The sequence below is a fragment of the Streptomyces sp. NPDC048636 genome (assembly GCF_040650655.1).
Classification (GTDB): domain Bacteria; phylum Actinomycetota; class Actinomycetes; order Streptomycetales; family Streptomycetaceae; genus Streptomyces.
In genome coordinates this window covers 146200-171600 of record NZ_JBEZHR010000010.1, presented here as the reverse complement: position 1 = coordinate 171600, position 25401 = coordinate 146200, and the positions used below count along the sequence as shown (strand labels likewise).

22 protein-coding genes and 1 pseudogene are annotated in these 25401 nt (G+C 72.2%); 16 read left to right on the top strand and 7 right to left on the bottom strand.

Going from position 1 to position 25401, the window contains the following annotated elements; all coding sequences use genetic code 11:
• The first annotated feature begins 26 nt into the window (after positions 1–26).
• The 10 genes from hpnC to AB0C66_RS25715 all read left to right on the top strand — a co-directional run bounded on the left by hpnC (position 27) and on the right by AB0C66_RS25715 (position 12957).
• Positions 27–890, top strand: a complete 864-nt coding sequence (gene hpnC, locus AB0C66_RS25760) for a squalene synthase HpnC (RefSeq protein ID WP_362443324.1) — start codon at positions 27–29, stop codon at positions 888–890.
• On the top strand, positions 887–1852 hold the full coding sequence (gene hpnD / locus AB0C66_RS25755) for a presqualene diphosphate synthase HpnD (RefSeq protein ID WP_362443086.1): 966 nt from the start codon (positions 887–889) through the stop codon (positions 1850–1852). Before hpnC ends, hpnD begins: the two co-directional genes overlap by 4 nt.
• On the top strand, positions 1849–3348 hold the full coding sequence (hpnE, locus tag AB0C66_RS25750; RefSeq protein ID WP_362443083.1) for a hydroxysqualene dehydroxylase HpnE: 1500 nt from the start codon (positions 1849–1851) through the stop codon (positions 3346–3348). The genes hpnD and hpnE overlap by 4 nt, the downstream gene beginning before the upstream one ends.
• Positions 3345–4442, top strand: a complete 1098-nt coding sequence (locus AB0C66_RS25745) for a polyprenyl synthetase family protein (RefSeq protein WP_362443080.1) — start codon at positions 3345–3347, stop codon at positions 4440–4442. The genes hpnE and AB0C66_RS25745 overlap by 4 nt, the downstream gene beginning before the upstream one ends.
• A gap of 106 nt (positions 4443–4548) precedes the next feature.
• Complete coding sequence (shc, locus tag AB0C66_RS25740) at positions 4549–6492, top strand: squalene--hopene cyclase (protein ID WP_362443077.1); 1944 nt, start codon at positions 4549–4551, stop codon at positions 6490–6492.
• Positions 6492–7229, top strand: coding sequence for a 1-hydroxy-2-methyl-2-butenyl 4-diphosphate reductase (locus AB0C66_RS25735; RefSeq protein WP_362443075.1), 738 nt, complete (start codon positions 6492–6494; stop codon positions 7227–7229). The genes shc and AB0C66_RS25735 overlap by 1 nt, the downstream gene beginning before the upstream one ends.
• A complete protein-coding gene (gene hpnH, locus AB0C66_RS25730) occupies positions 7180–8202 on the top strand; it encodes an adenosyl-hopene transferase HpnH (RefSeq protein ID WP_362443072.1) in 1023 nt (340 codons plus the stop codon). Before AB0C66_RS25735 ends, hpnH begins: the two co-directional genes overlap by 50 nt.
• Positions 8203–8376: 174 nt before the next feature.
• Positions 8377–10314 (top strand): 1-deoxy-D-xylulose-5-phosphate synthase, encoded by a 1938-nt coding sequence (gene dxs, locus AB0C66_RS25725; protein WP_362443069.1) that lies wholly within the window; start codon positions 8377–8379, stop codon positions 10312–10314.
• Positions 10311–11711, top strand: coding sequence for an aspartate aminotransferase family protein (locus AB0C66_RS25720; protein ID WP_362443066.1), 1401 nt, complete (start codon positions 10311–10313; stop codon positions 11709–11711). Before dxs ends, AB0C66_RS25720 begins: the two co-directional genes overlap by 4 nt.
• Positions 11712–11730: 19 nt before the next feature.
• Entirely contained in the window at positions 11731–12957 is a 1227-nt protein-coding gene (locus AB0C66_RS25715; RefSeq protein WP_362443063.1) for a serpin family protein, read from the top strand.
• Positions 12958–12993: 36 nt separating this feature from the next.
• Here AB0C66_RS25715 and AB0C66_RS25710 read toward each other — a convergent pair whose 3' ends face one another.
• A complete protein-coding gene (locus AB0C66_RS25710; protein WP_362443061.1) occupies positions 12994–13797 on the bottom strand; it encodes a tyrosine-protein phosphatase in 804 nt (267 codons plus the stop codon).
• Between the two features lie 171 nt (positions 13798–13968).
• Between AB0C66_RS25710 and AB0C66_RS25705 the strand changes: the two genes are divergently transcribed.
• Positions 13969–16068, top strand: a complete 2100-nt coding sequence (locus AB0C66_RS25705; RefSeq protein ID WP_362443058.1) for an alpha-galactosidase — start codon at positions 13969–13971, stop codon at positions 16066–16068.
• Positions 16069–16147: 79 nt separating this feature from the next.
• Positions 16148–16942 carry an SGNH/GDSL hydrolase family protein gene (locus AB0C66_RS25700; protein ID WP_362443055.1) on the top strand — a complete coding sequence of 265 codons (795 nt, stop codon included), beginning with the start codon at positions 16148–16150 and terminating at the stop codon, positions 16940–16942.
• A gap of 128 nt (positions 16943–17070) precedes the next feature.
• Here the strand turns inward: AB0C66_RS25700 and AB0C66_RS25695 are convergent, their stop codons facing one another.
• Positions 17071–17511, bottom strand: a complete 441-nt coding sequence (locus tag AB0C66_RS25695) for an ATP-binding protein (RefSeq protein ID WP_362443052.1) — start codon at positions 17509–17511, stop codon at positions 17071–17073.
• 136 nt (positions 17512–17647) lie between these two features.
• Here AB0C66_RS25695 and AB0C66_RS25690 point away from each other — a divergent pair, with 136 nt between their 5' ends.
• From AB0C66_RS25690 to AB0C66_RS25680, 3 genes are all read left to right on the top strand, one after another.
• A complete protein-coding gene (locus AB0C66_RS25690) occupies positions 17648–18514 on the top strand; it encodes a helix-turn-helix transcriptional regulator (RefSeq protein WP_362443049.1) in 867 nt (288 codons plus the stop codon).
• Between the two features lie 3 nt (positions 18515–18517).
• Entirely contained in the window at positions 18518–18769 is a 252-nt protein-coding gene (locus AB0C66_RS25685) for a DUF397 domain-containing protein (protein WP_176179827.1), read from the top strand.
• A 66-nt stretch (positions 18770–18835) separates the two neighbouring features.
• Positions 18836–19639, top strand: a complete 804-nt coding sequence (locus AB0C66_RS25680) for an SAM-dependent methyltransferase (RefSeq protein ID WP_362443047.1) — start codon at positions 18836–18838, stop codon at positions 19637–19639.
• On the opposite strand, the gene AB0C66_RS25675 is transcribed toward AB0C66_RS25680, so the two are convergent.
• From AB0C66_RS25675 to AB0C66_RS25655, 5 genes are read right to left on the bottom strand one after another with little or no spacing between them, the layout of a single operon-like run.
• Entirely contained in the window at positions 19612–20505 is an 894-nt protein-coding gene (locus AB0C66_RS25675) for an STM4011 family radical SAM protein (RefSeq protein WP_362443044.1), read from the bottom strand. The genes AB0C66_RS25680 and AB0C66_RS25675 overlap by 28 nt on opposite strands.
• 11 nt (positions 20506–20516) lie before the next feature.
• A complete protein-coding gene (locus AB0C66_RS25670; protein WP_362443041.1) occupies positions 20517–21866 on the bottom strand; it encodes an STM4012 family radical SAM protein in 1350 nt (449 codons plus the stop codon).
• A complete protein-coding gene (locus AB0C66_RS25665; RefSeq protein WP_362443321.1) occupies positions 21863–22666 on the bottom strand; it encodes an STM4013/SEN3800 family hydrolase in 804 nt (267 codons plus the stop codon). The genes AB0C66_RS25670 and AB0C66_RS25665 overlap by 4 nt, the downstream gene beginning before the upstream one ends.
• 7 nt (positions 22667–22673) lie before the next feature.
• A complete protein-coding gene (locus AB0C66_RS25660) occupies positions 22674–23864 on the bottom strand; it encodes an STM4014 family protein (protein WP_362443038.1) in 1191 nt (396 codons plus the stop codon).
• A gap of 41 nt (positions 23865–23905) precedes the next feature.
• Positions 23906–24844: an STM4015 family protein gene (locus tag AB0C66_RS25655; protein WP_362443035.1), complete on the bottom strand. Its 939-nt coding sequence runs from the start codon at positions 24842–24844 to the stop codon at positions 23906–23908.
• A gap of 184 nt (positions 24845–25028) precedes the next feature.
• On the opposite strand from AB0C66_RS25655, the pseudogene AB0C66_RS25650 reads away from it, so the two are divergent.
• Positions 25029–25354: pseudogene (locus AB0C66_RS25650) on the top strand (hypothetical protein).
• Positions 25355–25401 lie beyond the last annotated feature (47 nt).

Below are 25401 nucleotides of genomic sequence, written 5' to 3'. Positions count from 1 at the left end.
GCGACGGACAGCAGGCCGCCCGCGCCGTGCTCGCCAAGGCCGCGCACGAGAACTTTCCCGTCGCCCCCTTCTTCCTGCCGCGCGCCTGGCGCACCGACCTCATGGCCATCTACGGCTATGCCCGGCTGGTCGACGACATCGGTGACGGCGACCTTCCCCCCGGCGGCGCCGACGCCCGGCTGCTCGGCCTCGACCCCGGCGGCGCGGACGATCCGCTCGCCCTGCTCGGCGCCTTCGAGGCGGACCTGCACCGGGTCTTCGACCCCGCCGCCACCCCGCGCCATCCGCTGCTGCGCGCCCTGCGCCCCACCGTCCGCCGCCACGGCCTCACCCCCGGGCCCTTCCTCGGCCTGATCGAGGCCAACCGCCAGGACCAGCGGGTCCGGCGGTACGCCACCTACCAGGGGCTCCTGGACTACTGCGAGCTGTCCGCCAATCCGGTGGGGCGGCTCGTCCTCGGTATCACCGGCACCGCGAGCCCCGAGCGGATCCGCCGCTCCGACGCGATCTGCACCGCGCTCCAGATCGTCGAGCACCTCCAGGACGTGGCGGAAGACCTCCGCAGGGACCGCGTCTACCTCCCCGCCGAGGACATGAAACGCTTCGGGGTGACCGAGGCCGACCTCACCGCTCCCCGCGCCGGCGCACCGGTGCGCGCCCTGGTCGCGTACGAGGCCGAACGCGCCTGGAGCCTGCTGAATGAAGGCACCCCGCTGGTGGGTAGCGTCCACGGCAGACTGAAGGTGTTGCTGGCCGGATTCGTGGCCGGGGGGAGAGCCGCCTTGCGGGCGGTCGCGGCCACGGGACATGACGTACTCCCTGGACCGCCCAGGCCCACCAAGCTCAGCCTGCTGCGCGAGGTGGGGGCGACACTGCGAAGAGAGGGGTGAGCCGGACCGTGAACGGATCTCCGCACGCGTCCGCGCCAGTGCTCGCGGCGTACCGTTACTGCGAGGCCGTGACCGGGCACCAGGCCCGTAACTTCGCCTATGGCATCAGGCTGCTGCCCACGGAGAAGCGCCATGCCATGTCCGCGCTCTACGCCTTCTCCCGCCGGATCGACGACATCGGGGACGGCACCCTCGACGCCGACGCCAAACGGGCCCGGCTCGCGAGCACCCGCACCCTGCTCGGCCGGATCCGTAACGGCGGGATCGGCGAGGACGACACCGATCCGGTCGCCGTCGCGCTCGCCCACGCCGCCCACCGCTTCCCGATCCCGCTCGGCGGGCTCGAGGAGCTGATCGACGGTGTGCTGATGGACGTAGCCGGGCGGAGCTACGAGACCTGGGACGACCTCACCGTCTACTGCCGCTGTGTGGCGGGCGCCATCGGGCGGCTCTCCCTGGGGGTCTTCGGGACCGTGCCCGCCGCCGGGCACAGCGAGGACGAGCTCGGGCGCGCCCCGGAGTACGCCGACACCCTCGGCCTCGCCCTCCAGCTGACCAATATCCTGCGGGACGTCCGCGAGGACGCCGCCGCCGGGCGGACCTATCTGCCCGCCGAGGACCTGGCCAAGTTCGGCTGCTCCACCGCGTTCCGCCGCTCCACCGCCCCGCCCGACGCGGACTTCACCGGCCTGGTCCACTTCGAGGTGCGGCGGGCCCGGGCGCTGTTCGACGAGGGCTTCCGGCTGCTGCCGCTGCTGGACCGCCGCAGTGGGGCGTGCGTGGCCGCCATGGCGGGCATCTACCGCAGACTTCTGGACCGTATCGCCCGGGACCCCGCGGCCGTCCTGCGCGGCCGCGTTTCGCTGCCCGCCCACGAGAAGGCATACGTCGCCGTGCGCGGGCTGGCCGGACTCGACGCCCGCGCGGTCGCGCGCCGCCGGCTCGGGGGGACGGGCTCATGACGGCCCCCCTCATCCGCCCCGGCCCCCGGGGTGCGCCACGGGCGGAGGGCGCCGGGCGCGGCCGTACCGCCCTGGTGATCGGTGGCGGCCTCGCCGGGACGACGGCGGCGCTCGCGCTGGCCGACGCCGGGATGAGGGTGACGCTCCTCGAAGGGCGGCCCCGCCTCGGCGGTCTCGCCTTCTCCTTCCGCCGCTCCTCCTCCGCGGGCGAGCTGACCGTCGACAACGGCCAGCATGTCTACTTGCGCTGCTGCACCGCCTACCGGTGGTTCCTGGACCGGCTGGGCGCGGCCCGACTCGCCCCGGTCCAGGGCCGGTTGGACGTTCCCGTGCTGGACGCCGAGGCCCGCCCGGGGCGTCGGCTGGGGCGGTTGCGCCGCACCGCCCTGCCGGTGCCGCTGCACCTGGCCGCGAGCCTGGCGAGCTATCCGCACCTCAGCCTCGCCGAGCGGGCCGGGGTGGGCCGTGCCGCGCTCGCCCTGGGACGGCTGGACCCCGAGGACCCGGCCCTGGACGGTGAGGACTTCGCGAGCTGGCTGCGCCGCCACGGACAGTCGCCGCGCGCCGTCGAGGCGCTGTGGGACCTGGTCGGCGTGGCCACGCTCAACGCCACCGCGGAGCATGCCTCGCTCGGCCTGGCCGCGATGGTCTTCAAGACCGGACTGCTCTCCCGGCCCGGCGCCGCCGACATCGGCTGGGCCCGCGCCCCGCTCGGCGAACTGCACGACACCCACGCCCGCGCCGCACTCGACACCGCGGGCGTCCGCACCGAGCTGCGCACCCGGGTGACGGCCGTCTCCCGCGCACCGGAGGGCCGCTGGCGCCCGCACCTCGCCGACGGGGCCGCCACCGCCCGCCCGCTGGACGACGCCGACACCGTGGTGCTCGCCGTACCCCAGCAGGACGCCCACGCCCTGCTGCCCGACGGCGCCCTCGACGACCCGGACCGGCTGTTGCGCATCGGCACCGCGCCCATCCTCAATCTGCATGTGGTCTACGACCGCACCGTGCTGCGCCGTCCGTTCTTCGCCGCCCTCGGCAGCCCCGTCCAGTGGGTCTTCGACCGTACGGACGCCTCCGGGCTGCGGCGGGCCCCCGGGGCCGGACCGAGCCAGTACCTGGCGGTGTCGCAGTCCGCCGCCCACGACGAGATCGACCGTCCGGTGGCCGAGCTGCGCGCACGCTATCTGCCCGAGCTGGAGCGGCTGCTGCCCGCCGCGCGGGGTGCGCGGGTGCGGGACTTCTTCGTCACCCGCGAGCGCACCGCCACCTTCGCCCCCGTCCCCGGCGTCGGCCAACTGCGGCCCACCGCCGCCACCAACGCACCCGGTCTCCATCTGGCCGGTGCGTGGACCGCCACCGGCTGGCCCGCGACCATGGAGGGCGCCGTGCGCAGCGGGTTGTCCGCCGCCCGCGCGGCCCTCTCCGACATCGGCCGCCCGCATGTGAATCACCTTCCCGCCCCCGGCGGGGAGACGCCCGAGGAGGCGGCATGAGCACCACCACAGAAAACAGAGGAGAGACCGTGACCCCGGCGACCCCAGCTGTCGACACCGCGAGCGTGAACGCGCTGCTGGAGCGCGGCCGCACGCTTGCCACGCCGGTGCTGCGCGCTGCCGTGGGCCGGCTCGCCCCGCCCATGGACACCGTCGCCGCCTACCACTTCGGCTGGATCGACGCCGAGGGCCGCCCCGCCGCGGGCGACGGCGGCAAGGCCGTCCGCCCCGCGCTGGCCCTGCTGTCCGCCGAGGCGGCGGGCGCCGCCCCGGAGACCGGGGTGCCCGGCGCGGTCGCGGTCGAACTGGTCCACAACTTCTCCCTGCTCCACGACGATCTGATGGACGGCGACGAGCAGCGCCGCCACCGCGACACCGTGTGGAAGGTGCACGGTCCGGCCCAGGCCATCCTGGTCGGGGACGCGCTGTTCGCCCTGGCCAACGAAATACTGCTGGAGCTCGGCACCGCGGACGCCGGTCGGGCCACGCGTCGGCTCACCTCCGCCACCCGGGACCTGATCGACGGTCAGGCCCAGGACATCTCCTATGAGCACCGGGAGCGGGTGACGGTCGAGGAGTGTCTGGAGATGGAGGGCAACAAGACCGGTGCGCTGCTCGCCTGCGCCGCCTCCATCGGCGCCGTCCTCGGCGGGGCCGACGACCGCACCGCCGACGCCCTGGAGCGCTACGGCTACCACCTGGGGCTCGCCTTCCAGGCCGTCGACGATCTGCTCGGCATCTGGGGCGACCCGGAGGCCACCGGCAAGCGCACCTGGAGCGATCTGCGGCAGCGCAAGAAGTCCCTGCCGGTGGTCGCCGCCCTGGCCGCGGGCGGACCGGACTCCGAGCACCTGGCCCAGATCCTGGCGACCGACGCCCATAAGCCGGACGCGGAGTTCGCCGACTTCTCCGAGGAGGAGTTCGCCACCCGCGCCGCGCTGATCGAGCAGGCCGGCGGGCGGGACTGGACCTCGCAGGAGGCCCGCCGCCAGCACACGAAGGCCATGGAGGCGCTCGACGCGGTGGACATGCCCGCCGCCGTCCGCGCCCAGTTCGTGGCGCTCGCCGACTTCGTCGTGGTCCGACAGCGATGATCGCTTCGCGCCGCGGCTAGCTCGCAGTCGCCGGCCGGCACCCCGCCGGGTGCCGGCCGACTCAAGGCCCCAACGACGCCAGCTCGCACACTGGAGAGGGGAAGCCATGACAGCGACAACCGTCCAACCCTCCGAGTCACCCGAGTCCGAGACGTTAGGCGCCGCGCGGAAGGCGACCGCCCGCGCGGTCGACCACCTGCTGTCCCGCCAGGACGCGCAGGGCTGGTGGAAGGGCGACCTGGAGACCAACGTCACCATGGACGCCGAGGATCTGATGCTCCGGCAGTTCCTGGGGATCCAGGACTCCCGCCTCCTCGACGCCGCGGCCCGCCACCTCCGCGCCCAGCAGAGCGCGGACGGCACCTGGGCCACCTTCCACGGCGGCCCGCCCGAGCTCTCCGCCACCGTCGAGGCGTATGTCGGCCTCCGGCTGGCCGGGGACGAGCCCGACGCCCCCCATATGGCCGCGGCCTCCGCCTGGGTGCGCGCCGAGGGCGGCATCGCCCGCAGCCGCGTCTTCACCCGCATCTGGCTGGCCCTCTTCGGCTGGTGGCGCTGGGAGGACCTGCCCGAGCTGCCACCCGAGATCATCTACTTCCCGAAGTGGCTCCCGCTCAACATCTACGACTTCGGCTGCTGGGCCCGGCAGACCATCGTCCCCCTCACCATCGTCTCCGCCCACCGGCCGGTCCGTCCCGCGCCGTTCCTCCTCGACGAGCTGCACACCGATCCGCGGCGGCCGAGACCGCCGCGCCGGCCGGCCCCGCTGGCCTCGTGGGACGGCGCCTTCCAGCGGCTGGACCGGGCCCTGCACGGCTACCGCAAGGTCGCCGTCGGACCGCTGCGCCGGGCCGCGCTGCGCTCCTGCGCCCGCTGGATCGTCGAGCGCCAGGAGAACGACGGCTGCTGGGGCGGCATCCAGCCGCCCGCGGTCTACTCCCTGATCGCCCTCCACCTCCTCGGCTACGACCTCGACCATCCGGTGATCCGCGCCGGGCTGGACTCGCTGGACCGCTTCGCGGTGTGGCGCGAGGACGGCAGCCGCATGATCGAAGCCTGTCAGTCCCCGGTCTGGGACACCTGTCTGGCCGCGATCGCACTCGCCGACGCCGGACTCGAGCCCGACCACCCCGCACTGGTCAAGGCCGCCGACTGGATGCTCGCCGAGCAGATCGACCGGCCCGGCGACTGGTCGGTGCGCCGCCCCGAGCTGCCCTCCGGCGGCTGGGCGTTCGAATTCCACAACGACAACTACCCCGATATCGACGACACCGCCGAGGTCATCCTGGCGCTGCGGCGGATCGACCACCCCGAGCCCGAGCGGATCGAGACGGCGGTGCGGCGCGGTATGCGCTGGACCCTGGGGATGCAGTCGAAGAACGGTGCCTGGGGCGCCTTCGACGCCGACAACACCAGCCCGCTGCCCAACCGGCTGCCGTTCTGCGACTTCGGGGAGGTCATCGACCCGCCCTCGGCCGATGTCACCGCGCATGTGGTGGAGATGCTCGCCCATGAGGGCCGGTCCTACGACGCCCGTACCCGGCGCGGGATCGCCTGGCTGCTGGCCGAACAGGAGCCGAGCGGGGCCTGGTTCGGCCGCTGGGGCACCAACTACGTCTACGGCACCGGCTCCGTCGTCCCGGCGCTGATCACCGCCGGGGTGCCCGCCTCCCACCCGGCCGTCCGCCGCGCGGTGCGCTGGCTGGAGAGCGTCCAGAACGAGGACGGCGGCTGGGGCGAGGACCAGCGCTCCTACCCCGACCCCGAGTGGATCGGCCGCGGCGCCTCCACCGCCTCCCAGACGGCGTGGGCGCTGCTGGCGCTGCTGGCGGCGGGGGAGCGGGAGAGCAAGGCGGTCGAGCGCGGGGTCGACTGGCTGGCCGCCACCCAGGACGAGGACGGCTCCTGGGACGAGCCGCATTTCACCGGCACCGGCTTCCCCTGGGACTTCTCCATCAACTACCACCTGTACCGGCAGGTCTTCCCCCTCACGGCACTCGGGCGATTCGTCCATGACGAGGCCACCGGGGCGCGGCCGCGGAGATCCTGATGCCCGCCGGACCGGCCCCGGAGGCCGGGCGCCCGCCGCTGCTGATCGCCTGCGCGCTCGGCATCGAGCGGTTCGCCCTGCGGGCGGGCGGCACGGACGGCGCCGCCGGGCCGGTGACCGTGGTGCGCACCGGTATGGGGCCGCAGGCCGCGGAGCGCGCGGTGGACCGGGCGCTGACCGGCACCGCCGCCGCCCCGGCGGTCCCCACCGCCGTCATCGCCACCGGCTTCTGCGCCGGACTCGTCCCCGGGATGCACCCGGGGGACCTGGTGGTGGCCGACGAGACCCGTGACCCGGCCGGGCACACCGTGTGCGCCGGTACCGCCTTCCTCGCCGACGCCCTGGCGGAGCTCGTACCGTGCGGGCCCCGGCGCGGTCCGCGGCGGACCGTGCACATCGGTCCGCTGGCCGGTTCGAACCATGTGGTGCGGGGCGCGGAGCGGGCCGCGCTGCACACCACCGGAGCCATCGCGGTGGACATGGAGTCCGCCGCCACCCTGCGCGGCGCCGTGCGCCGGGGCGCCCGTCCCGTTGCGGCCGTACGGGTGGTCGTGGACGCCCCGGAACATGAACTCGTCCGGATCGGCACACTGCGCGGTGGAATATCGGCTTTCCGGGTACTACGGACGGTTCTTCCCGCGTTCCTTGACTGGCACCGTAAATCGCTGCTCCCAGGAGGTGAGCTAGATGGCCATGCCTCTCCGACAGACCATCCGGGTCGCGACGTATCTCTTTGACCAGAAGGTGATCAAGCGCCGGGAGAAATTCCCGCTGATCGTGGAGCTCGAGCCGCTCTTCGCCTGCAACCTCAAGTGCGAGGGCTGCGGAAAGATCCAGCACCCGGCCGGGGTGCTCAAGCAGCGCATGCCGGTCGCGCAGGCGGTGGGCGCGGTGCTGGAGTCCGGGGCGCCGATGGTCTCCATCGCGGGCGGTGAACCGCTGATGCACCCCCAGATCGACGAGATCGCCCGGCAGCTGGTGGCGCGGCGGAAGTATGTCTTCCTGTGCACCAACGCGATGCTGCTGCGCAAGAAGATGGAGCTGTTCACCCCCTCCCCGTACTTCGCCTTCGCGGTGCATATCGACGGGCTGCGCGAGCGGCACGACGAATCCGTGGCGAAGGAGGGGGTGTTCGACGAGGCGGTGGCGGCCATCAAGGAGGCCAAGCAGCGCGGCTTCCGGGTCACCACCAACTCCACCTTCTTCAACACCGACACCCCGCAGACCATCATCGACGTGCTCAACTACCTCAACGACGACCTCAAGGTGGACGAGATGATGATCTCGCCCGCCTACGCCTATGAGAAGGCGCCCGACCAGGAGCACTTCCTCGGTGTGGAGCAGACCCGCGAGCTGTTCAAGAAGGCGTTCGCGGGCGGCAACCGCCGTCGCTGGCGGCTCAACCACAGCCCGCTGTTCCTGGACTTCCTCGAGGGCAAGACGGACTTCCCGTGCACCGCGTGGGGCATCCCCAACTACTCGCTCTTCGGCTGGCAGCGCCCCTGCTACCTGATGAGCGACGGCTATGTGCCCACCTACCGCCAGCTGGTGGAGGAGACCGACTGGGACAGCTACGGCCGGGGCAAGGACCCGCGCTGCGACAACTGCATGGCCCACTGCGGCTATGAGCCCACCGCCGTGCTGGCCACCATGAGCTCCCTGAAGGAGTCGCTGCGCGCCGCGCGGGAGACCGCCACGGGAGGCCGGTGACACCATGAGAGCGGGGGAGCCCGTCCCATGCGACCCGCCCGCCCCGCCGGGCGGGTCGCGCGCCCCGCGCCGCCGCTCACGCCGCCTCCTGGCCGGGCCGGTGGGGGTGGGCGGTGCCGCCCCCGGGTACCCCGGACGTCACCGTGAGCCGACACACCAGGAGGGGATCCGAGCATGCCGTTGTTGGAGAACATCCGGGGGCCGCGCGACCTCGCCGCGCTGACCGGGGAGGAACTCGCCGCGCTCGCCGAGGAGATCAGGGAGTTCCTGATCACCGCCGTGGCCAGGACCGGGGGCCATCTCGGCCCCAACCTGGGCGTGGTCGAGCTGTCCATAGCACTGCACCGCGTCTTCGACTCACCGGTGGACCGCATCCTGTGGGACACCGGCCACCAGGCGTACGTCCATAAACTGCTCACCGGCCGCCAGGACTTCTCCAAACTGCGCCACCAGGGCGGACTCTCCGGCTATCCGTCGCGCGCCGAGTCCGAGCACGACGTCATCGAGAACAGCCATGCCTCCACCGTGCTCGGCTGGGCCGACGGCCTGGCCAAGGCCAACGAGGTGTCCGGCCGGGCCGACCGGCATGTGGTCGCCGTCATCGGGGACGGGGCGCTGACGGGCGGTATGGCCTGGGAAGCCCTGAACAACATCGCCGCCGCCCGGGACCGGCCACTGATCATCGTGGTCAATGACAACGAGCGCTCCTACGCGCCCACCATCGGCGGCCTCGCCGACCATCTGGCGACCCTCCGCACCACCGACGGCTATGAACGCGTCCTGGCCTGGGGCAAGGACGTACTGCGCCGCACCCCCGTGGTGGGCGAGCCGCTGTACGGATCGCTGCACGGTGCCAAGAAGGGGTTCAAGGAAGCCGTCGCGCCGCAGGGCATGTTCGAGGATCTGGGGCTGAAGTACCTCGGACCCGTCGACGGCCATGACACCGAGGCCGTGGAGTCCGCGCTGCGCCGCGCCAAGCGGTTCCACGGCCCGGTCCTGGTCCACTGCCTCACCGAGAAGGGCCGGGGCTACCGGCCCGCCCTGGAGGACGAGGCCGACCGCTTCCACACCGTGGCCGCCATGGACCCGCTCACCTGCGCGCCCCTCATCCCCTCCGGCGGGCGCTCATGGACCTCGGTGTTCGGCGAGGAGATGGTGCGGATCGGGGCCGAGCGGCCCGATGTGGTCGCCCTCACCGCCGCCATGCTGGATCCGGTCGGCCTCGGCGGCTTCGCCGAGGCGTATCCGGAGCGGGTGTGGGACGTGGGCATCGCCGAGCAGCACGCCGCGGTCTCCGCGGCCGGGCTCGCCACCGGCGGCCTCCACCCGGTCGTCGCCGTCTACGCCACCTTCCTCAACCGCGCCTTCGACCAGGTGCTGATGGATGTCGCCCTGCACCGGTGCGGGGTCACCTTCGTCCTGGACCGGGCCGGTGTCACCGGTACCGACGGGCCCAGCCACAACGGGATGTGGGACCTGTCCGTGCTCCAGGTGGTGCCGGGGCTGCGGATCGCCGCCCCGCGCGACGCCGATCAGCTCCGCGCCCAGCTGCGCGAGGCGGTCGCGGTGGACGACGCCCCGACCGTCGTCCGCTTCCCCAAGGAGTCGGTGGGCCCGGCGATTCCGGCGCTCGGCCGGGTCGGCGGGATGGATGTGCTGCGCCGGGACGCCCCGGACGGCGGTGAGGTGCTGTGCGTGGTGGCCGGGGCCATGGCCGCCACCGGGCTGCGCGCCGCCGAGCTGCTGGCCGAGCGCGGAATCCACTGCACGGTCGTGGATCCGCGCTGGGTCAAGCCCGTGGACCCGGAACTCCCCGGGCTCGCGGCGCGCCACGCGGTGGTGGCGGTCATCGAGGACAATGTGCGCACCGGCGGGGTGGGCGCGGCGGTGGCCCAGGCGCTGCGGGACGCCGATGTCGACCTGCCGGTGCGGACGTTCGGCATCCCCGAGGCGTTCCTGCCGCACGCCAAGCGCTCCGAGGTGCTCGCCGGGATCGGGCTGACCCCCGCCGAGATCGCGGGCCGGATCGGCGCGGCCCTGGCCCGTACCGACGCCATGCGCGGCGCCCGCCGCGCCATCCGCAGCACCGCCGCCGAGGAGAGCCGGGCATGACAGCAGCCGAGCAGGACAAGGGTTTCGACCTCGGGCAGCTCCTGGCGGAGCGCTCCGGTGAGCGCTACGAACTGCACACCCGCCATCTCAACCACCAACTGCCGCGGATGCTGCGCACCATCGGCTTCGACAAGGTCTACGAGCGGGCCGAGGGCGCGTACTTCTGGGACGACGAGGGCCAGGACTACCTGGACATGCTCGCCGGGTTCGGAGTGATGGGCCTGGGCCGCCACCACCCGGTCGTCCGCAAGGCGCTGCACGATGTGCTGGACGCCTCGCTCGCCGATCTGACCCGTTTCGACTGCCAGCCGCTGCCCGGGCTGCTCGCCGAGAAGCTGCTGTCCCACGCCCCCCACCTGGACCGGGTGTTCTTCGGCAACAGCGGTACCGAGGCGGTGGAGACGGCGCTGAAGTTCGCCCGCTTCGCCACCCGGCGGCCGCGCGTCCTGTACTGCTCGCACGCCTTCCACGGGCTGACCACCGGAGCGCTGTCGGTCAACGGCGAGGACGGCTTCCGCCAGGGCTTCGCCCCGCTGCTGCCGGACACCGCGATCGAGATGGGCGATCTGGCCGCGCTGGAGCGGGAGCTGGCGCGCGGGGACGTGGCCGGGTTCGTCGTCGAGCCGATCCAGGGCAAGGGGGTGCATGAGGCACCGCCGGGCTTTCTGCGCGCCGCCCAGGAGCTGCTGCGCCGCCATAAGGCGCTGCTGATCGTGGACGAGGTGCAGACCGGTCTCGGCCGCACCGGGGACTTCTTCGCCTACCAGCACGAAGAGGGCGTCGAACCGGATCTGGTGTGTGTGGCCAAGGCTCTCTCGGGCGGCTATGTACCGGTCGGGGCCACCCTCGGCAAGGAGTGGATCTTCAAGAGGGTCTACTCCTCGATGGACCGGGTGCTGGTCCACTCGGCCAGCTTCGGGTCCAACGCCCAGGCGATGGCGGCCGGGCTCGCCGTCCTGTCGGTGATGGAGGACGAGCAGGTCGTGGCCAACGCCCGGCGGACCGGCGAGCTGCTCCGCGAACGGCTCACCGCCCTGGTGGACCGCTATGAGCTGCTGCATGACGTACGCGGCCGGGGCCTCATGATCGGCATCGAGTTCGGCAGGCCCGACTCGCTCGCGCTGCGCGGCCGCTGGGCGATGCTCCAGGCCGCGCGCAAGGGGCTGTTCGCGCAGATGGTCGTCGTCCCGCTGCTCCAGCGCCATCGCATCCTCACCCAGGTCTCCGGCGACCATCTGGAGGTGATTAAGCTGATCCCGCCGCTGATCATCGGCGAGCGGGAAGTGGACCGTTTCGTCGGGGCGTTCACGGCTGTCATGGACGACGCACACGGGGGCGGCGGTCTGATGTGGGAGTTCGGACGGACTCTCGTCAAGCAGGCGGTGGCCCACCGCTGAACCGACGGGGGAACGGGGAATGCTGGACCCGCACGCGATACGGGCCGTCAACACACTGACCGCGCGCTGGGCGCGGGTCGCCGTGGCGGACGAGGGCACCGTCTTCACCGGCACCGGGGTGTGGGCGCTGCTGGCGCTTCTCGCGGGCGGGTCCGCCGGTCCGGCCCGCGCCGAGCTGGAGGGCGCGCTGGGGGTGGGCGCGGACGGCGCGACGTCGCTGGGCCGTGCCCTCGTCGGGGCGCTGGCCTCGATGGACGGTGTGGACGCGGCCACCGGGCTGTGGACCCGTCAGGAGCTGCCCCTCAGGCCCGAGTGGGAGGCGGAGCTGCCGCCGGGCGCGCGCGGCGCGCTGACCGGCGACACCGACCGGGACCGGAAGGAGCTGGACGGCTGGGCGTCCCGGCAGACCCGGGGCGAGATCGCGCGGATGCCGGTGCCGGTGGGCCCGGACACCGTGCTGGTCCTCGCCGGTGCGCTGCTGCTGAAGACCACCTGGGTACAGCCGTTCCGGGTGGGCTGGATGTGCCCCTCCGGCGGGCCCTGGGCCGAGCGGTCGCTCGCCGGACTCACCCGCCGTACCACGGATCTCGACGGCACCCTCAAGGTCGTTCCGGACACCCCGGCCGGACCGCTGACCTTCTCCGGGGTCGCGGGTGACAACGGCCTGGATGTGCATCTGGTGCTCGGCGGCGAGGACGTCGGCGGCGCCGAGGTGCTGGCGGCGGGGATCACCGCCCTCGCACAGCCCGGGCTCCCCGGTTCACAGCTGCCGCTCGGTGCCGCGGGCCCCGGCGTCAGCGTCCAGGAGGTCACCGGTTTCGACCCGACACCCCAACTGGTGCTCAACACCCCGCAGTTCACCGTGCGGGCCGACCACGATCTGCTGGATCACGAGGAGCTGTTCGGGCTGCGGTCGGCGCGGGACGCCACCCAGGGGCACTTCCCCGGGATCAGCCCCGTGCCGCTCGCGGTCTCCTCCGGGGGCCAGTCCATGACGGCGTCGTTCAGCCGGGAGGGCTTCTTCGCCGCCGCCGTGACCGCGTTCTCGATGGAGGTGGGCGGGATACCGCAGCAGAAAGCGAAGATGATCAGCGTCGGCTACGACCGGCCGTTCGGCTTCCTGGCCGTGCACCGCGCCACCGGGCTGGTGCTGGCGGCGGGCTGGGTGACCGAGCCCGAGGCGGGTGCGGAGAGCCGCTTCGGGCCGCGGCCGCGACCCCGGCCGCGACCCCGGCCGCGCGACTGAGCAGGGGGCCGGGGGAGCACCGGCCCACCCGGTGTGTCAGTCGGTGAGCAGTCGCTCCCGCAGCCGCTCGCGCTGCGGGGCGGTGAACCCGAGCCCCTCGGTGAGATAGCGCTCGGAGTCGCCCCAGGTCTCCTCGATCGTGGTGAAGGCGGCCGCGAGGTACTCGATACGGGCGTCGAACAGCGGCAGCAGCAGCGTCAGCACCTCGGGCGACATGGTGTCCTCGCCCCCGCCCTTGCGCCAGATCTTGTAACGGCGATGGGCGGCGGCCGACTCCAGGTAGTCGGCCTCGATCACATCCCGTTCCACACCGAGCGCGAGCAGGGTCACCGCGATCGAAAGACCTGCCCGGTCCTTGCCCGCGGAACAGTGCATCAGCACCGGTGAACTGTCCTCCGCGATGGCGCCGAGCATCCGGCTGTGCTCACCGAGCCGGGTGGTGAGGAGGGTCCGGTAGGAGTTGATCATCCGCTGCGCGGCGCGCCCCTCGTCCAGCAGCTTCCGCAGGGTGTTGAGGTCGCCCTCGCGCACCATCGTCCAGAACCCGGCGCCGTCGGCCGGGTCGGACAGCGGGAGATTCACATTGCGCACGCCGTTCAGCGTGACGTCGGGCCCCTCCAGCTTGATGTCGGCCGCGTTGCGGAAGTCGAAGACCGTGTGCAGCTTCAGCGCGTCGAGGAAGACGGTGTCCTCCTCCGTGGCATGGGCGAGATGGCCACTGCGGAACAGCACGCCCTCGCGCACCCGCCGGCCATCGGCGGTCGGCAGACCGCCCAGATCACGGAAGTTGCGTACCCCCACCAGTGCGGCCTGGGGGACCTTCGGGGGCTGCTGCGTCACGGGCGCTCCTGGAGTTCGGCCGCCTGGGTCTCTGGTCGGCGGAAATGGGCTCTGCCGACCATACGACATGTGTTCACAGGGCAATCAGACCCGCGGAAGCGTGCGGGGGCATTGCCGTACCGGACCACCTCCCCGATGCTGTGGGCACCTGTTGAGAATTGGGGAAGTGTGATGATTGATATCGGCGGAAACGGTCGGATCTGGGTGCTGTCCGGGCGGCGCAGCAGCTATGCCCTGCACCTCACCGACCGCGATGAACTGCTCCATCTGCACTGGGGACCGCGGATCGCGGTCGAGGACGCCGAAGCCCTGGCCGCCGAGCCCGACCCACCGGAGCGGCCCTTCGAATCCCGGCTGGACGGACGCGAGGAGTATCCGGTCGAGGGCGGACCCCGCTTCGTCCGCCCCGCCCTGTCGGTGCGCACCCCTGATCTCCGCGGCACCGAGTGGCGCTTCGAACGCGCTGCCGTCGGCGACGACGGTCTCGCGCTGCGCTTCCACGATCCGCTGCACCACCTCGGGATCACCCTCCACTACCGGATGCGCGACGACGGCGATGTCCTCGAGCGCTGGGCCACCCTCAGCCACACCGGCACCGCCGACCACCCGTCGCTGGAGCTGCTGCGCGCCGACTCCGCCGCCTGGTCGCTGCCGGCCCGCGACCGCTGGCGGCTGACCCATCTGTACGGGCGCTGGGCGGCCGAGAGCCGGATCGCCCGGACCGATCTCACCCCCGGGGAGAAGGTGATCGGCAGCCGCCGCGGCCACACCAGCCACCACCATCTGCCCTTTGCCGCGCTGGACGGCGGGGACGCCACCGAGGAGAGCGGTGAGGTCTACGGCTGTGCGCTCGCCTGGTCCGGGTCCTGGCGGATCGCCGTCCAGCAGTTCTCCGACGGGGCCGTCCAGACGGTCGGCGGTATGGGCCACGACGACTCCGGTCAGCTGACACTGGCGCCGGGGGAGTCCTTCACCACTCCGGTCTTCGCGGGGCTGTGGACCGACGGCGGTTTCGGTGCCGCCAGCCGCGCCTGGCACTCCTGGCAGCTCGCCCATGTCATCCCGGACGCCGACACCCCGCGGCCGGTGCTCTACAACTCCTGGGAGGCGACCGAGTTCGACGTCGGCGAGGGCCAGCAGCTGGAGCTGGCCCGGATCGCCGCCGATCTGGGGGTGGAGCTGTTCGTCGTCGACGACGGCTGGTTCGGGGCGCGGACCTGCGACCGGGCCGGGCTCGGCGACTGGACCCCCAACCCGGACCGCTTTCCGCACGGTCTGAAGCCGCTGGCCGAGGAGGTGCGCGCACACGGTATGCGGTTCGGCATCTGGGTCGAGCCGGAGATGGTCAACGCCGACAGCGACCTCCACCGCGCCCACCCCGACTGGGTCCAGCACCACCCCGGCCGGATACCCACCGAGTTCCGCCACCAGCGGGTGCTCAACCTCGCCCGCCCGGACGTCCGCGAGCATCTGTGGGAGCGGCTGGACGCCCTGCTGAGCAGCGCCCCCATCGACTATGTGAAATGGGACTTCAACCGCTCGTTCTCCGACGCGGGCTGGCCGGGCGACGGCTATCCGCAGCGGCTGTGGGCCGAGCATGTGCACGGGCTGTACGCACTGCTGGGGCGGCTGCGCGCGGCCCACCCCGGGGTCGCCTTCGAATCCTGCGCGGGCGGCGGCGGCCGGATCGACCTGGGGGTCCTCCGCCTCACCGACCAGGTGTGGACCTCGGACAACACCGACCCACTGGACCGGCTCGCCATCCAGCACGGCTTCGGCCAGCTGCACCCGGCCCGGGTGATGGCCGCCTGGGTCACCGACAGCCCCAACGTCATGGGCAACGCCCGCGCCTCCTCGCTGCGCTTCCGCTTCGTCAGCGCGATGGCCGGAGTGCTGGGCGTCGGCGGCGATCTGCTCCGGTGGAGCGAGGCCGAACGGACCGAGGCCCGCGACTGGGTGGCGCTCTACAAGCGGGTGCGGCCGATCGTCCAGCACGGTGAGCTGTACCGGCTGCTGCCCCCGGACGGGGACCGGCTCACCGCCGTCCAGTACCTCCGCGGTGACGAGACCGTGGTGCTGGCCTGGCTGCCCGCGCAGCACTACGGCGAACCGCGGCTCCCGGTGCGGCTGCGCGGTCTGGACCCGGCCGCCCGCTACGAGGACCGGGCCACCGGAGAGGTCCACCGGGGCGCGGTGCTCCTCCACCGGGGACTGCGGACCGGGCTGCGCGGTGACCTCGACGCGGCCGTATTCCACCTTCGCCGCATCTGACCCAGTGGGATACATCACCACACGTCAACCCCTGGTTACGGTGGCGTAAGTCACGCCCCGAGGTGAATGATGTCCTGACGTGGCAGACGATTCGAAGATAGTGAACGGTGGGATCGGGTCGTACGCAGCCGTCGGGGACAGCTTCACCGAAGGCGTCGGCGATCCCGGACCTGACGGGGTGTTCGTGGGCTGGGCCGACCGGCTCGCGGTCCTGCTCTCCGATCAGCGGCCCCAACACGATTTCCGCTACGCCAACCTCGCCGTGCGCGGCAGGCTCCTCGACCGGATCGTCGAGGAGCAGGTGTCCCGCGCGATCGAGCTCGGCCCCGACCTGGTCTCCTTCTGCGCCGGAGGCAATGACATCCTCCGGCCCGGCAGTGACCCCGACGATGTCGCCGCCCGCTATGAGACGGCCGTCTCCGAACTGGTGGCGAACGTCGGCACGGTGATGCTGTGCACCGGTTTCGACACCCGGGGCGTACCGGTGCTCCGTCATCTGCGCGGCAAGATCGCCACCTATACCGCCCATGTGCGGGCGATCGCCGACCGCTATGGCTGCCCGGTGCTGGACCTGTGGTCGCTGCGCTCGGTCCAGGACCGCCGCGCCTGGGACGACGACCGGCTCCATCTGTCGGCCGACGGGCACACCCGGGTGGCGCTGCGGGCCGGTCAGGTGCTCGGCCTCGAGGTGCCCGCCGACCCCGACCAGCCATGGCCGGTGGAGGGGCAGCGCAGCGCGGCCGATGTGCGCCGGGACAATCTGCACTGGGCGCGCGAGTATCTGGTGCCGTGGATCGGACGACGGCTGCGCGGGGAGTCCTCGGGTGACCACGTCGAACCCAAGCGCCCCGATCTGCTTCCGCTGCGGCCCTGAGTGGTCCCGAAGGAATAGGGGCAGACCCCCGTTGGCGCCGCTGTCATCGCGGCGGCGCTGTCGCTGTCCCTATTCCCTCGGCACCGCTCGTCCCGCGCGGTCCCGCGTGCCGGACCGCGTCCGCGGTCCTAGGCCAGATACGCCCAGACGGCCCGGCCCGTACCGCCGTGCTCGGCCCGTACTCCCCACGCCTCGGACAGGGCCTCCACCAGCATCAGACCCCGGCCGCCCTCCTGGTCGACCCCTACCGACCTCGCCTGCGGCACCGACCGGGCGCACCCCTGGTCGGCCACTTCCAGCCGCAGACGGGCGCCTATGAGCTGCAAGGAGCAGCGGACCTCTTCACTGGAGGTGTGGCGGACGGCGTTGGTGAACAGCTCGGAGACGACCAACTCGGCGCTGTCCTGGGTGTCCTGGACCACACCCCATGAGCCCAGCCGGAACACGACATGCCGTCTTGCCTCCGCGACGGCTGTGCTCAGCGCCGGGAGACAGAACACGTCCTGGAGGCACGAAGCGACCATGGTGCCGCCGCGCCCTAACCGGAGAGCCTCGTAGGAAGGAGCCACGTCGACACTATGCTCTGTGAGACTCGCGCATGGCAAGGTTCAATCTGTAAATTACAGAATCGCAAGCGCAGGCTGTTCGAGAAGCTGAGCCCATGCCAGACTGCTGTGCTGTGAAGGTATTTGGAGGGGAACGATAGTGGCGGATGCGCGGGCGGGCGGAGCCCCGACCGTCCTGCGGGTCGTGCTCGGCAAGCGACTCCAGGATCTCCGGGAGAAGGCCGGGCTGTCGTTCGAACAGGCCGGCCGCGCCCTCGACGTCACCCACGCCACCATCCGCCGTATGGAGAAGGCCGAGGTCGGCCTGAAGCTCCCGTACGTCGAGAAGCTCCTGCGCACCTACGGCGTGGCCGACCCCGAAGAGGTGGAGGGCTTCCTCGCGCTCGCGCGCGAGGCCAATAAGAACGGCTGGTGGCACCGGTTCCGCGATGTGCTCCCGGAGTGGTTCAACACCTTCGTCAGCCTCGAGGGCGAAGCCAATCTGATCCGTGCCTACGAACCGCACTACATCCCCGGGCTGTTGCAGACCGAGGACTACGCCCGCGCCGTGCTGTGGGCCGGTATGCCGCACGCCCCCGAGTCCGAGATCGAGCGCAACGTCGCCCTCCGGATGGAGCGCCAGGCGCTGCTGACCCGGGACCGCCCGCCGATGCTGTGGGTGGTCATGGACGAAACGGTGCTGCGCCGCCCCATCGGCGGGTCCGAGACCATGCGTGCCCAGATCGCACGCCTCATCGAGGTCGCGGAGGCGCCCCACATCAGACTCCAGGTCATGCCGTTCGACGCCGGTCCGCACCCGGCGATGTACGGGCCCTTCCATATCTTCCGGTTCCCGATCCCGGAGCTGCCCGATATCGCGTATACGGAGACGCTGGTCAGCGGCTCCTACTTCGACCACCGCGATGATGTGTCGGCGTTCCTGGAGGCCCTGGACCGGATGTGTGCGCAGGCCGCGCCTGCACAGACCACACAGGCCATCCTGGGTGGCATTCGCAAGGAGATCTGAACGATGGATCGCATATGCGGGAACCGCGTCTACAGCGGCATGCCGGCGAGGGAACTCGGCAGCGAGGGCTGGCACAAGCCGTGGAGCGGTGGCAACGGGGGAAGCTGCGTCGAGGCGATGAGGCTCAAGGACGGACGGGTGGCGCTGCGACAGTCGACCGATCCCGACGGTCCGGCACTCATCTACACCCACCTCGAGATGAAACGCTTCATCCAGGGGGCGAAGGCGGGGGAAGCCGACTTCCTGCTGCTGTGACGCCATTGACGTCCGAGCGAGGTTCACGGGGGCCGAGGGGAAACGGTGTGATCCGAGGGGAATGGTGTGACCGACCGGCGGTTCTCCGCGAAGGAGATCGATACCAGCAGACCGCATCCGGCCCGGATGTACGACTACTACCTGGGGGGCTGGGACAACTACGAGACCGACCGCGAGGCCGCCGACCGGATCATCGCGGCCTCACCGGACATCGTCGACAGCGCCCGCGCCAACCGGGACTTCATGGCCCGGGCGGTACGTGCCGTGGTGGCGGACGGGGCGCGGCAGATCATCGACGTCGGCACCGGGATACCGACCTCCCCCAACACCCATGAGGTGGCACGGGAGATCGCACCGGAGACCCGGGTGGTGTACGTCGACAACGACCCGATCGTCGCGGCCCACGCCGACGCCAAGCTGACCGGCACCCCGGGCACCGGCTTCGTGGTCGCGGACGCCCGGACCCCGGAGAAGATCCTCGCCGACCCGGTGGTGCGGGAGCTGATCGACTTCTCACAGCCGGTGGCGCTGTTGCTGGTCGCGGTGCTCCACTTCGTCACCGACGAGGAGGACCCGGCCGGGATCGTCACCACCCTGACCGGGCCGATGACGTCCGGCGGTCATCTGGTCATCAGCCATGGCACCACCGACTTCCACGGCCATGTCCAGGTGGCCGACGAGGTCTACCGGAAGTCCACCGCCCGGCTGAGCCTGCGCCGCCATGAGGAGATCCTCCCGTTCTTCGACGGGTTCGACCTGCTCGACCCGGGTCTGGTGCGGGTGCCCCGGTGGCGGCCCGCTCCGGCCGCCACCGACCCCGAGCGGCTCGGTCCGGTCGGCGTCTACGGAGGGGTGGGCCGCAGGCGCTGAAGGCCCGGGGAGCCGAGCCCGGTCCAGGCGGCCGGGATCCGCTCCAGCACCCCGCCCGCGAAGACGTCGTACAGCGGCAGCGACTCCAGGTGCACATAGCCGATATGGCAGTCGCACACGCTGAGCGGACACGGGCGGGGACGCAAGCCCGCGCGGTAGGAACCGTCGTAGAGGTTGCCCAGCTCCTCGGGGACGAAATGGCAGCGGCGCACCGTGCCGTCACCGTCCACCGAGATCACCGAGGCGCCGGTCCGGCACGGCAGACCGGCGCTGCGGTGCGGATGGCGGCTGAAGCCGAAGAGCGGGTCCAGCGCGGTCCACCGGTCCGCCTCGGCATCGGTGTAGGTATGGCCCTCGGCCGCGTTCACCCACAGATAGACCCGCTCCGGGAGGTCGTCACGCAGTCGGCGCGCGGCCTGGAGGTGCTCCGGCAGCCCCACCACGCCCACGCTGTGCCGCACCCCGCGCCCGTCCAGCTCATGGGACTTGGCCAGGAACCGGTGGTAGGGCGTCTGGCCCGGGTGGTAGGTGCACCACAGCGCGAGGGTGTCCGGATCGGCCCGCTCCGTCCAGCCGGTACGTCCGCTCAGATTGGTCTGGATCGCCACCCGCCGGATATGCGGCAGATTGCTCAGCCCGATCAGCGCCTCGCGGTACCAGGAGCGCACCAGCCCCTCGCCCCACGGGGTGAACAGCACCGAGAGCCGGTCCTCGGTGCGCTCCGCCGCCCATGTGGTGAACCGCTCCAGCGCGGCCCGGTCGGCGCGCAGCCGCTCCGGGCTGTCCCGGCGCTTGGCGAACGGGCAGTACGGACAGTCGTAGTCGCACGAGGCGAGCGGACCCCGGTACAGGATGGTCAAGTCCACGCCGCGCTCCGTCACTTGAGGTCGTACGCGGCCATGGCGGCCCGTACGGCGGGTGAGAACAGCTCGGGGCCCAGGGCGTCGGAGTAGGCCAGCCCCTCCGCCGACAGCCGCAGCAGGTCCGGTGCGGCGCCGGAGTCCAGCCAGCCGCGCTCCGCGAACCGGGCCAGCTCGGCCGGGAAGTCCTCGGCCGGATCGCCCGCGAACCGGGCCCGGTAGTCGGCCAGTGGCATCCCCTGCGCCTGGAGCAGCGATTGCAGCAGATGGCGGCGGCGCGCCTCGTCCCCGGTCGTGGTGCGGCCGTGCTCGGCCCGGGCGAAGTCGGCGGCGGGCCGGGAGAGGTAGTCGTCGATGATGCCGCGTATCTCCCGCATCTCGACGGCGTAGTCGAAGGAGTAGTGCAGACCGGAGGTGTAGGAGCGGGCCCCGCAGCCCAGGCCGATCATGCCGTCGGTCTGGCAGGCGTAGTCCTCGCCGCCGGTGGCGGGCGCGTCCGCACGGCGGAACATCCGCATCGACACCTGCTCATAGCCCTGGGCCAGCAGATGGTCCCGGCCGTACCGGTACAGCCGCAGCCGCCGCGCGTCCCATTCCGCGTCGGTCTCCGGTACGCCCCTGCGGCCGAGTCCGGTCAGCGGGCGGACGTACAGCGGATAGAGATACAGCTCCTCGGGGCGCCAGCCGAGGGCGGCGTCCAGGGACCGCCGCCAACTGCGTTCGGTCTGGCCGTCGATGCCGTAGATCAGATCGATGTTGAGCACCGGGATCCCCGCCTCCCGGATCCGGCCGAGCGCCGCCTCGACATCGGCCCGGCGCTGCGGACGGACGGCCGACCGGGCCTCCTCGTCCACGAAGCTCTGCACACCCAGGCTCAGCCGGGTGGTGCCGCGCCGGGCGAGCACCGCGAGCCGGTCGGCGGTGGCGGTGGCCGGGGACGCCTCGACCGACAGTGGTACGGCGGCCACCTGCGCGCCCATCCGCCGCTCGGCGATATCGCACAGCCGCTCCAGCTCGGCCGCCTCCAGGAACGTCGGAGTGCCGCCGCCGAAGGCCGCGCCCGCGAAGCGGGCACCGTCACCGAGCGCACCGGCCACCGCCTCCGCCTGGCGCTCCAGCGCGTCCAGATAGGCCGTGGTCAGACCGTCCGGCGCGCCGATCCGGGTGAAGAGGTTGCAGAAGCCGCAGCGCACCTCGCAGAACGGGATGTGCAGATACAGCGAGAGCGCGTCCTTCGGCTCGTCCGCCCACAGCTCACGCAAGTCCGGCCGGTCGGGCAGCGGCCGGTACGCGGTCTTGTGCGGATAGGCGTAGACATACGCCTGGTAGGGGCGGACGGGTGCGAGCGCGGTGCTGCCGGGGTTCATCGGGCCTCGAGGAAGAAGTGGGTGTACGGCACGGTCCAGACGACCTCATGGCCGATCCGGTGGCCGGTATGGCCGTCCTCGCCGTACGCCGTGCCGTGGTCGGAGCAGACGATCGCGAACGCGGGCCCCCGTCCGCCGACGGCGGCGAAGAGGCGGCCGATATGGCGGTCCACGTACTCCAGCGCGGCGGCGTGGGAGGCGCGGGAGTCACCGCTGTCGCGGGTGGCGCCGGGCAGGTGGAACCAGTTGGGCTGGTGCAGTGCGGACACGTTCAGGAAGAGGAACAGCCGCCGGTCGGGGTCGAGACTATCGACGACCTTCTCGGCACATGCCACCTGTGCCTCGAAGGAGGTGGCGGAGGGGACGCCGAACTCCGGCTCCCAGTGGCTCTCCCGGAACAGCCCCGGCAGCACCGAGCCGAACGCGCCCTGCTTGTTGAAGAAGCCGACACCGCCCACGCACACCGTGTGGTACCCCGCCGCGGCCAGCCCCGACACCAGATCCGGGGTGTCGAAGACATAGGTGCCCTCGGCGGTGGTCCCACTGCCCGCGAACCGGGCCGCGAACAGCCGCCGGTGCGGCCCCGGCGCCGCCGGGGTGGGCAGGAAGCCCGCGAACATCGCCTGGTGCGAGGCGTAGGTGAAACTGCCGGGCGCATGGCGCTCGTCCCAGACACCACCGGGCAGCCGGCGGGCCAGATGCGGGATCCGGCCCGCGGCGGCCAACTCGGCCGCCACGTCGTACCGCAGTGTGTCAAGGGTGATCAGCAGCAGGTCGTGGCTGCCCACCACCTCGTTCATATCCGGTTCAGCCAGCGGCATCGCGGGGGTGCTCCTCGGGGTCGTGCGGAAACGCGCTGCCGCCGTCGCCGTGCTGATGGGCGCGCGGCACGGCGGCGATCTGCGCGGCATAGGTGTCCAGGCCCTCGGCCCCGCTGCCGGGCAGCCCGGTCAGCCGCGGCAGCAGATCGCCGAACGCGTTGACCTCGCCGACCGCGAACCGCCGCCAGCCGGTGGTTGGCAGCAGATCCACCCCGACGCACAGGGTGCCGGGGAAACGGGCCGCCGCGCGCTCCGCCGTCTCCAGCACCGTCTGCCACGCCACCCCGGCCGCCTCGGTGGCGGCACGGGCGGCGGCCAGATCGCCCCGGACACCGCCGAGATGGAGATTGGTCATGGGGGAGCGGCTGGTGCGCACCACCGCGTGGGTGGCCCGGCCGCCGATCACCACCACCCGCAGATCGGCCGCCCGCCTGTCCTGGGACGCCTTGGGCAGCCAGTGCTCGATATGCAGTCCGTCCGGCGCCAGCGTGTCGACGATCGCGGCGACCTCCGCCTCGGTGTCGTACCGCCGCACCCGGAGCGAATTGAACAGCCGGCCGTCCTCGGTGCGCTCCACCGAGGTGGTGGCCCGCACCCGCCCGGGCCCCGCCGTCTCCATGGCGAGCACCCCGGACGCGGACGAGCCGTGCGCCAGCTTGACGAACGCGCGCCGCATCCCGGAGCTGCCGAGCGCGGTGCGCACATCGTCCCAGCCGCGCACCGGCGGCGCCTGCGGCCCCGAGGTCGGCGACGGCGGTACGGGCACCCCTGCCCCCTCCAGCACCCCGTGGCACAGCCGCTTGTCGAACAGGACGGCCAGCTCGGCCGGATCGTCCAGCAGAGCGGCGCCCGCCGTGCGCGCCGCGGCCCCGATGCCCCGTACGCATGCGGTGAACCGGGCGTACCAGCGGGCGGTGCCCTCCACCCGGGTCGGGTCGGAGGTGCCGCGCAGCAGCCACTCGACCTCGTCGTCCTCGCCGGGGGAGTCGATCCGCACGGTCTCGCCGGAGGTGAACTCCGGTCCGTCGCACAGCACATCGCGCCAGGGCAGCACCCGGGGCGCAGGCAGCCCGGCACCCCGCACCGCCTCGCCGAACATCTCCACCCGGCGGTTGTGCGGATTGCCGATCACCGTGAACCGGACGGCGTCGCCGGTCCTCGGCGCGGACGGCGGCATGGCCGCACTCCTCTCCTCCTCACCCGGTGCGGGGGCGTCCGTCACTCGGCCACCGCGGTGTACCGGTAGATCTCGTCGCCGTCATGGTCCTCATCGCCCCGTTCGTCCAGCTCCACCGTCACCCCGGACGGCTCCAGGGCGTCGCGCAGCCGCTGGGCCATGGACGGCGAGAAGAAGTTGTGGTCGAGGTTGAGCCGGGAGAGATGGGTGAGCGGCTGGCCCTCCAGCAGCGCCTGGCCACCGGTGTCGGTGAGGACACCCATGGACAGGTCGAGGGAGGTCAGCTGGGCGACGAGGGGCGCCGCGGCCACGGCGGCGGCGATCTCGTCCTGTATCTCGCTGTTCTGGAGGCCCAGATGGCGCAGGGCCGGGAACCGGCCGCCGGTCAGCAGCGGCGCGAGATCGGCGGCGCCGGCGTCGCCCCCGTACTCGTCGACGCCGAGCCACATCTCCAGGTGCTCAAGGGCCGGCAGGGTGCTGCCACCGACCCCGCGCACCACCTCACCGGGCAGTCCGCCGGTTTCGAAGCGCAGGGTGCGCAGCCGCTCATGGGTGACCGGCGGGAACTCCAGCTCGGTGCCGCCGCGTACGCCCAACTCGACCAGCCGCGGGAAGGCGTGGAGCAGCGGGGTCACATCGGACTGCCGGATCCAGGAGATCTCCTGCTCCTCCGGCTCGATGTCGCCGATGAACAGCGCCTCCAGGGAGGTGAACCGGTCCTTCGCCGCGACCAGCGGAGCGATGACAAAGCTGGAGTCGTCGCCGTACTCCCCCCAGGCACTGGTGATCAGCGCCCGCACCCGGGAGACGTCCACCGTGTCCAGGAACCGCTGGAACAGCGGGCCGTAGGCCTCATCGGCGTCGTCATACGGGTTGGCGCAGATACGCCAGGCCACACTGTCGGGTGCGGGCAACGCCTCCTGCTCATCGGGCGGGAAGTCGAAAGCCGGGAGGCCGTGCAGTTCCTCGAGATCGGGCATGGAGGGATCTCCTGGGACGGTCGGGCGGATACGCGAAGCCGGATGGCCTGTGCGAAGAGTTGTACCAAGGGGCACCGACAGCCGGGTCGGCGGGCGTTGTCGGACCCTCCCCCTAGCGTCATGACCACCGATCGGGCCGTCGCGTCCGGTGGGCCGACGACCGCTGCGCCGAAGGGGAAAGAGCATGTACCGACAGGGTGATGTCCTGATCGTGCCGGTGGCACCGGAGGCGTTGCCGCCGGGACCGGCACCCTGCCCGGACAGCCGAGGGACGGCCGGGGGCGGCTGGTGCTGGCGCTCGGTGAGGTGACCGGACACGCCCATGCGGTGGTCGGGCCGGGCACCTTGGTGCGCGAGCAGGGTCCGTTCGGCGTCGCGTATCTCCATCTGCCCGAGGGCGGGCGGGTGGTGCACGAGGAGCACGCCGCGATACCGCTGCCCAAGGGGTGGTACCGCGTCGTGCGTCAGCGGGAGTACACGCCGGGCGCCGTGCGCGTCGTGGCCGACTGAGAGCGGGGGAGCGCCCGATGACCGCGATGACGACGATGACCACGGGG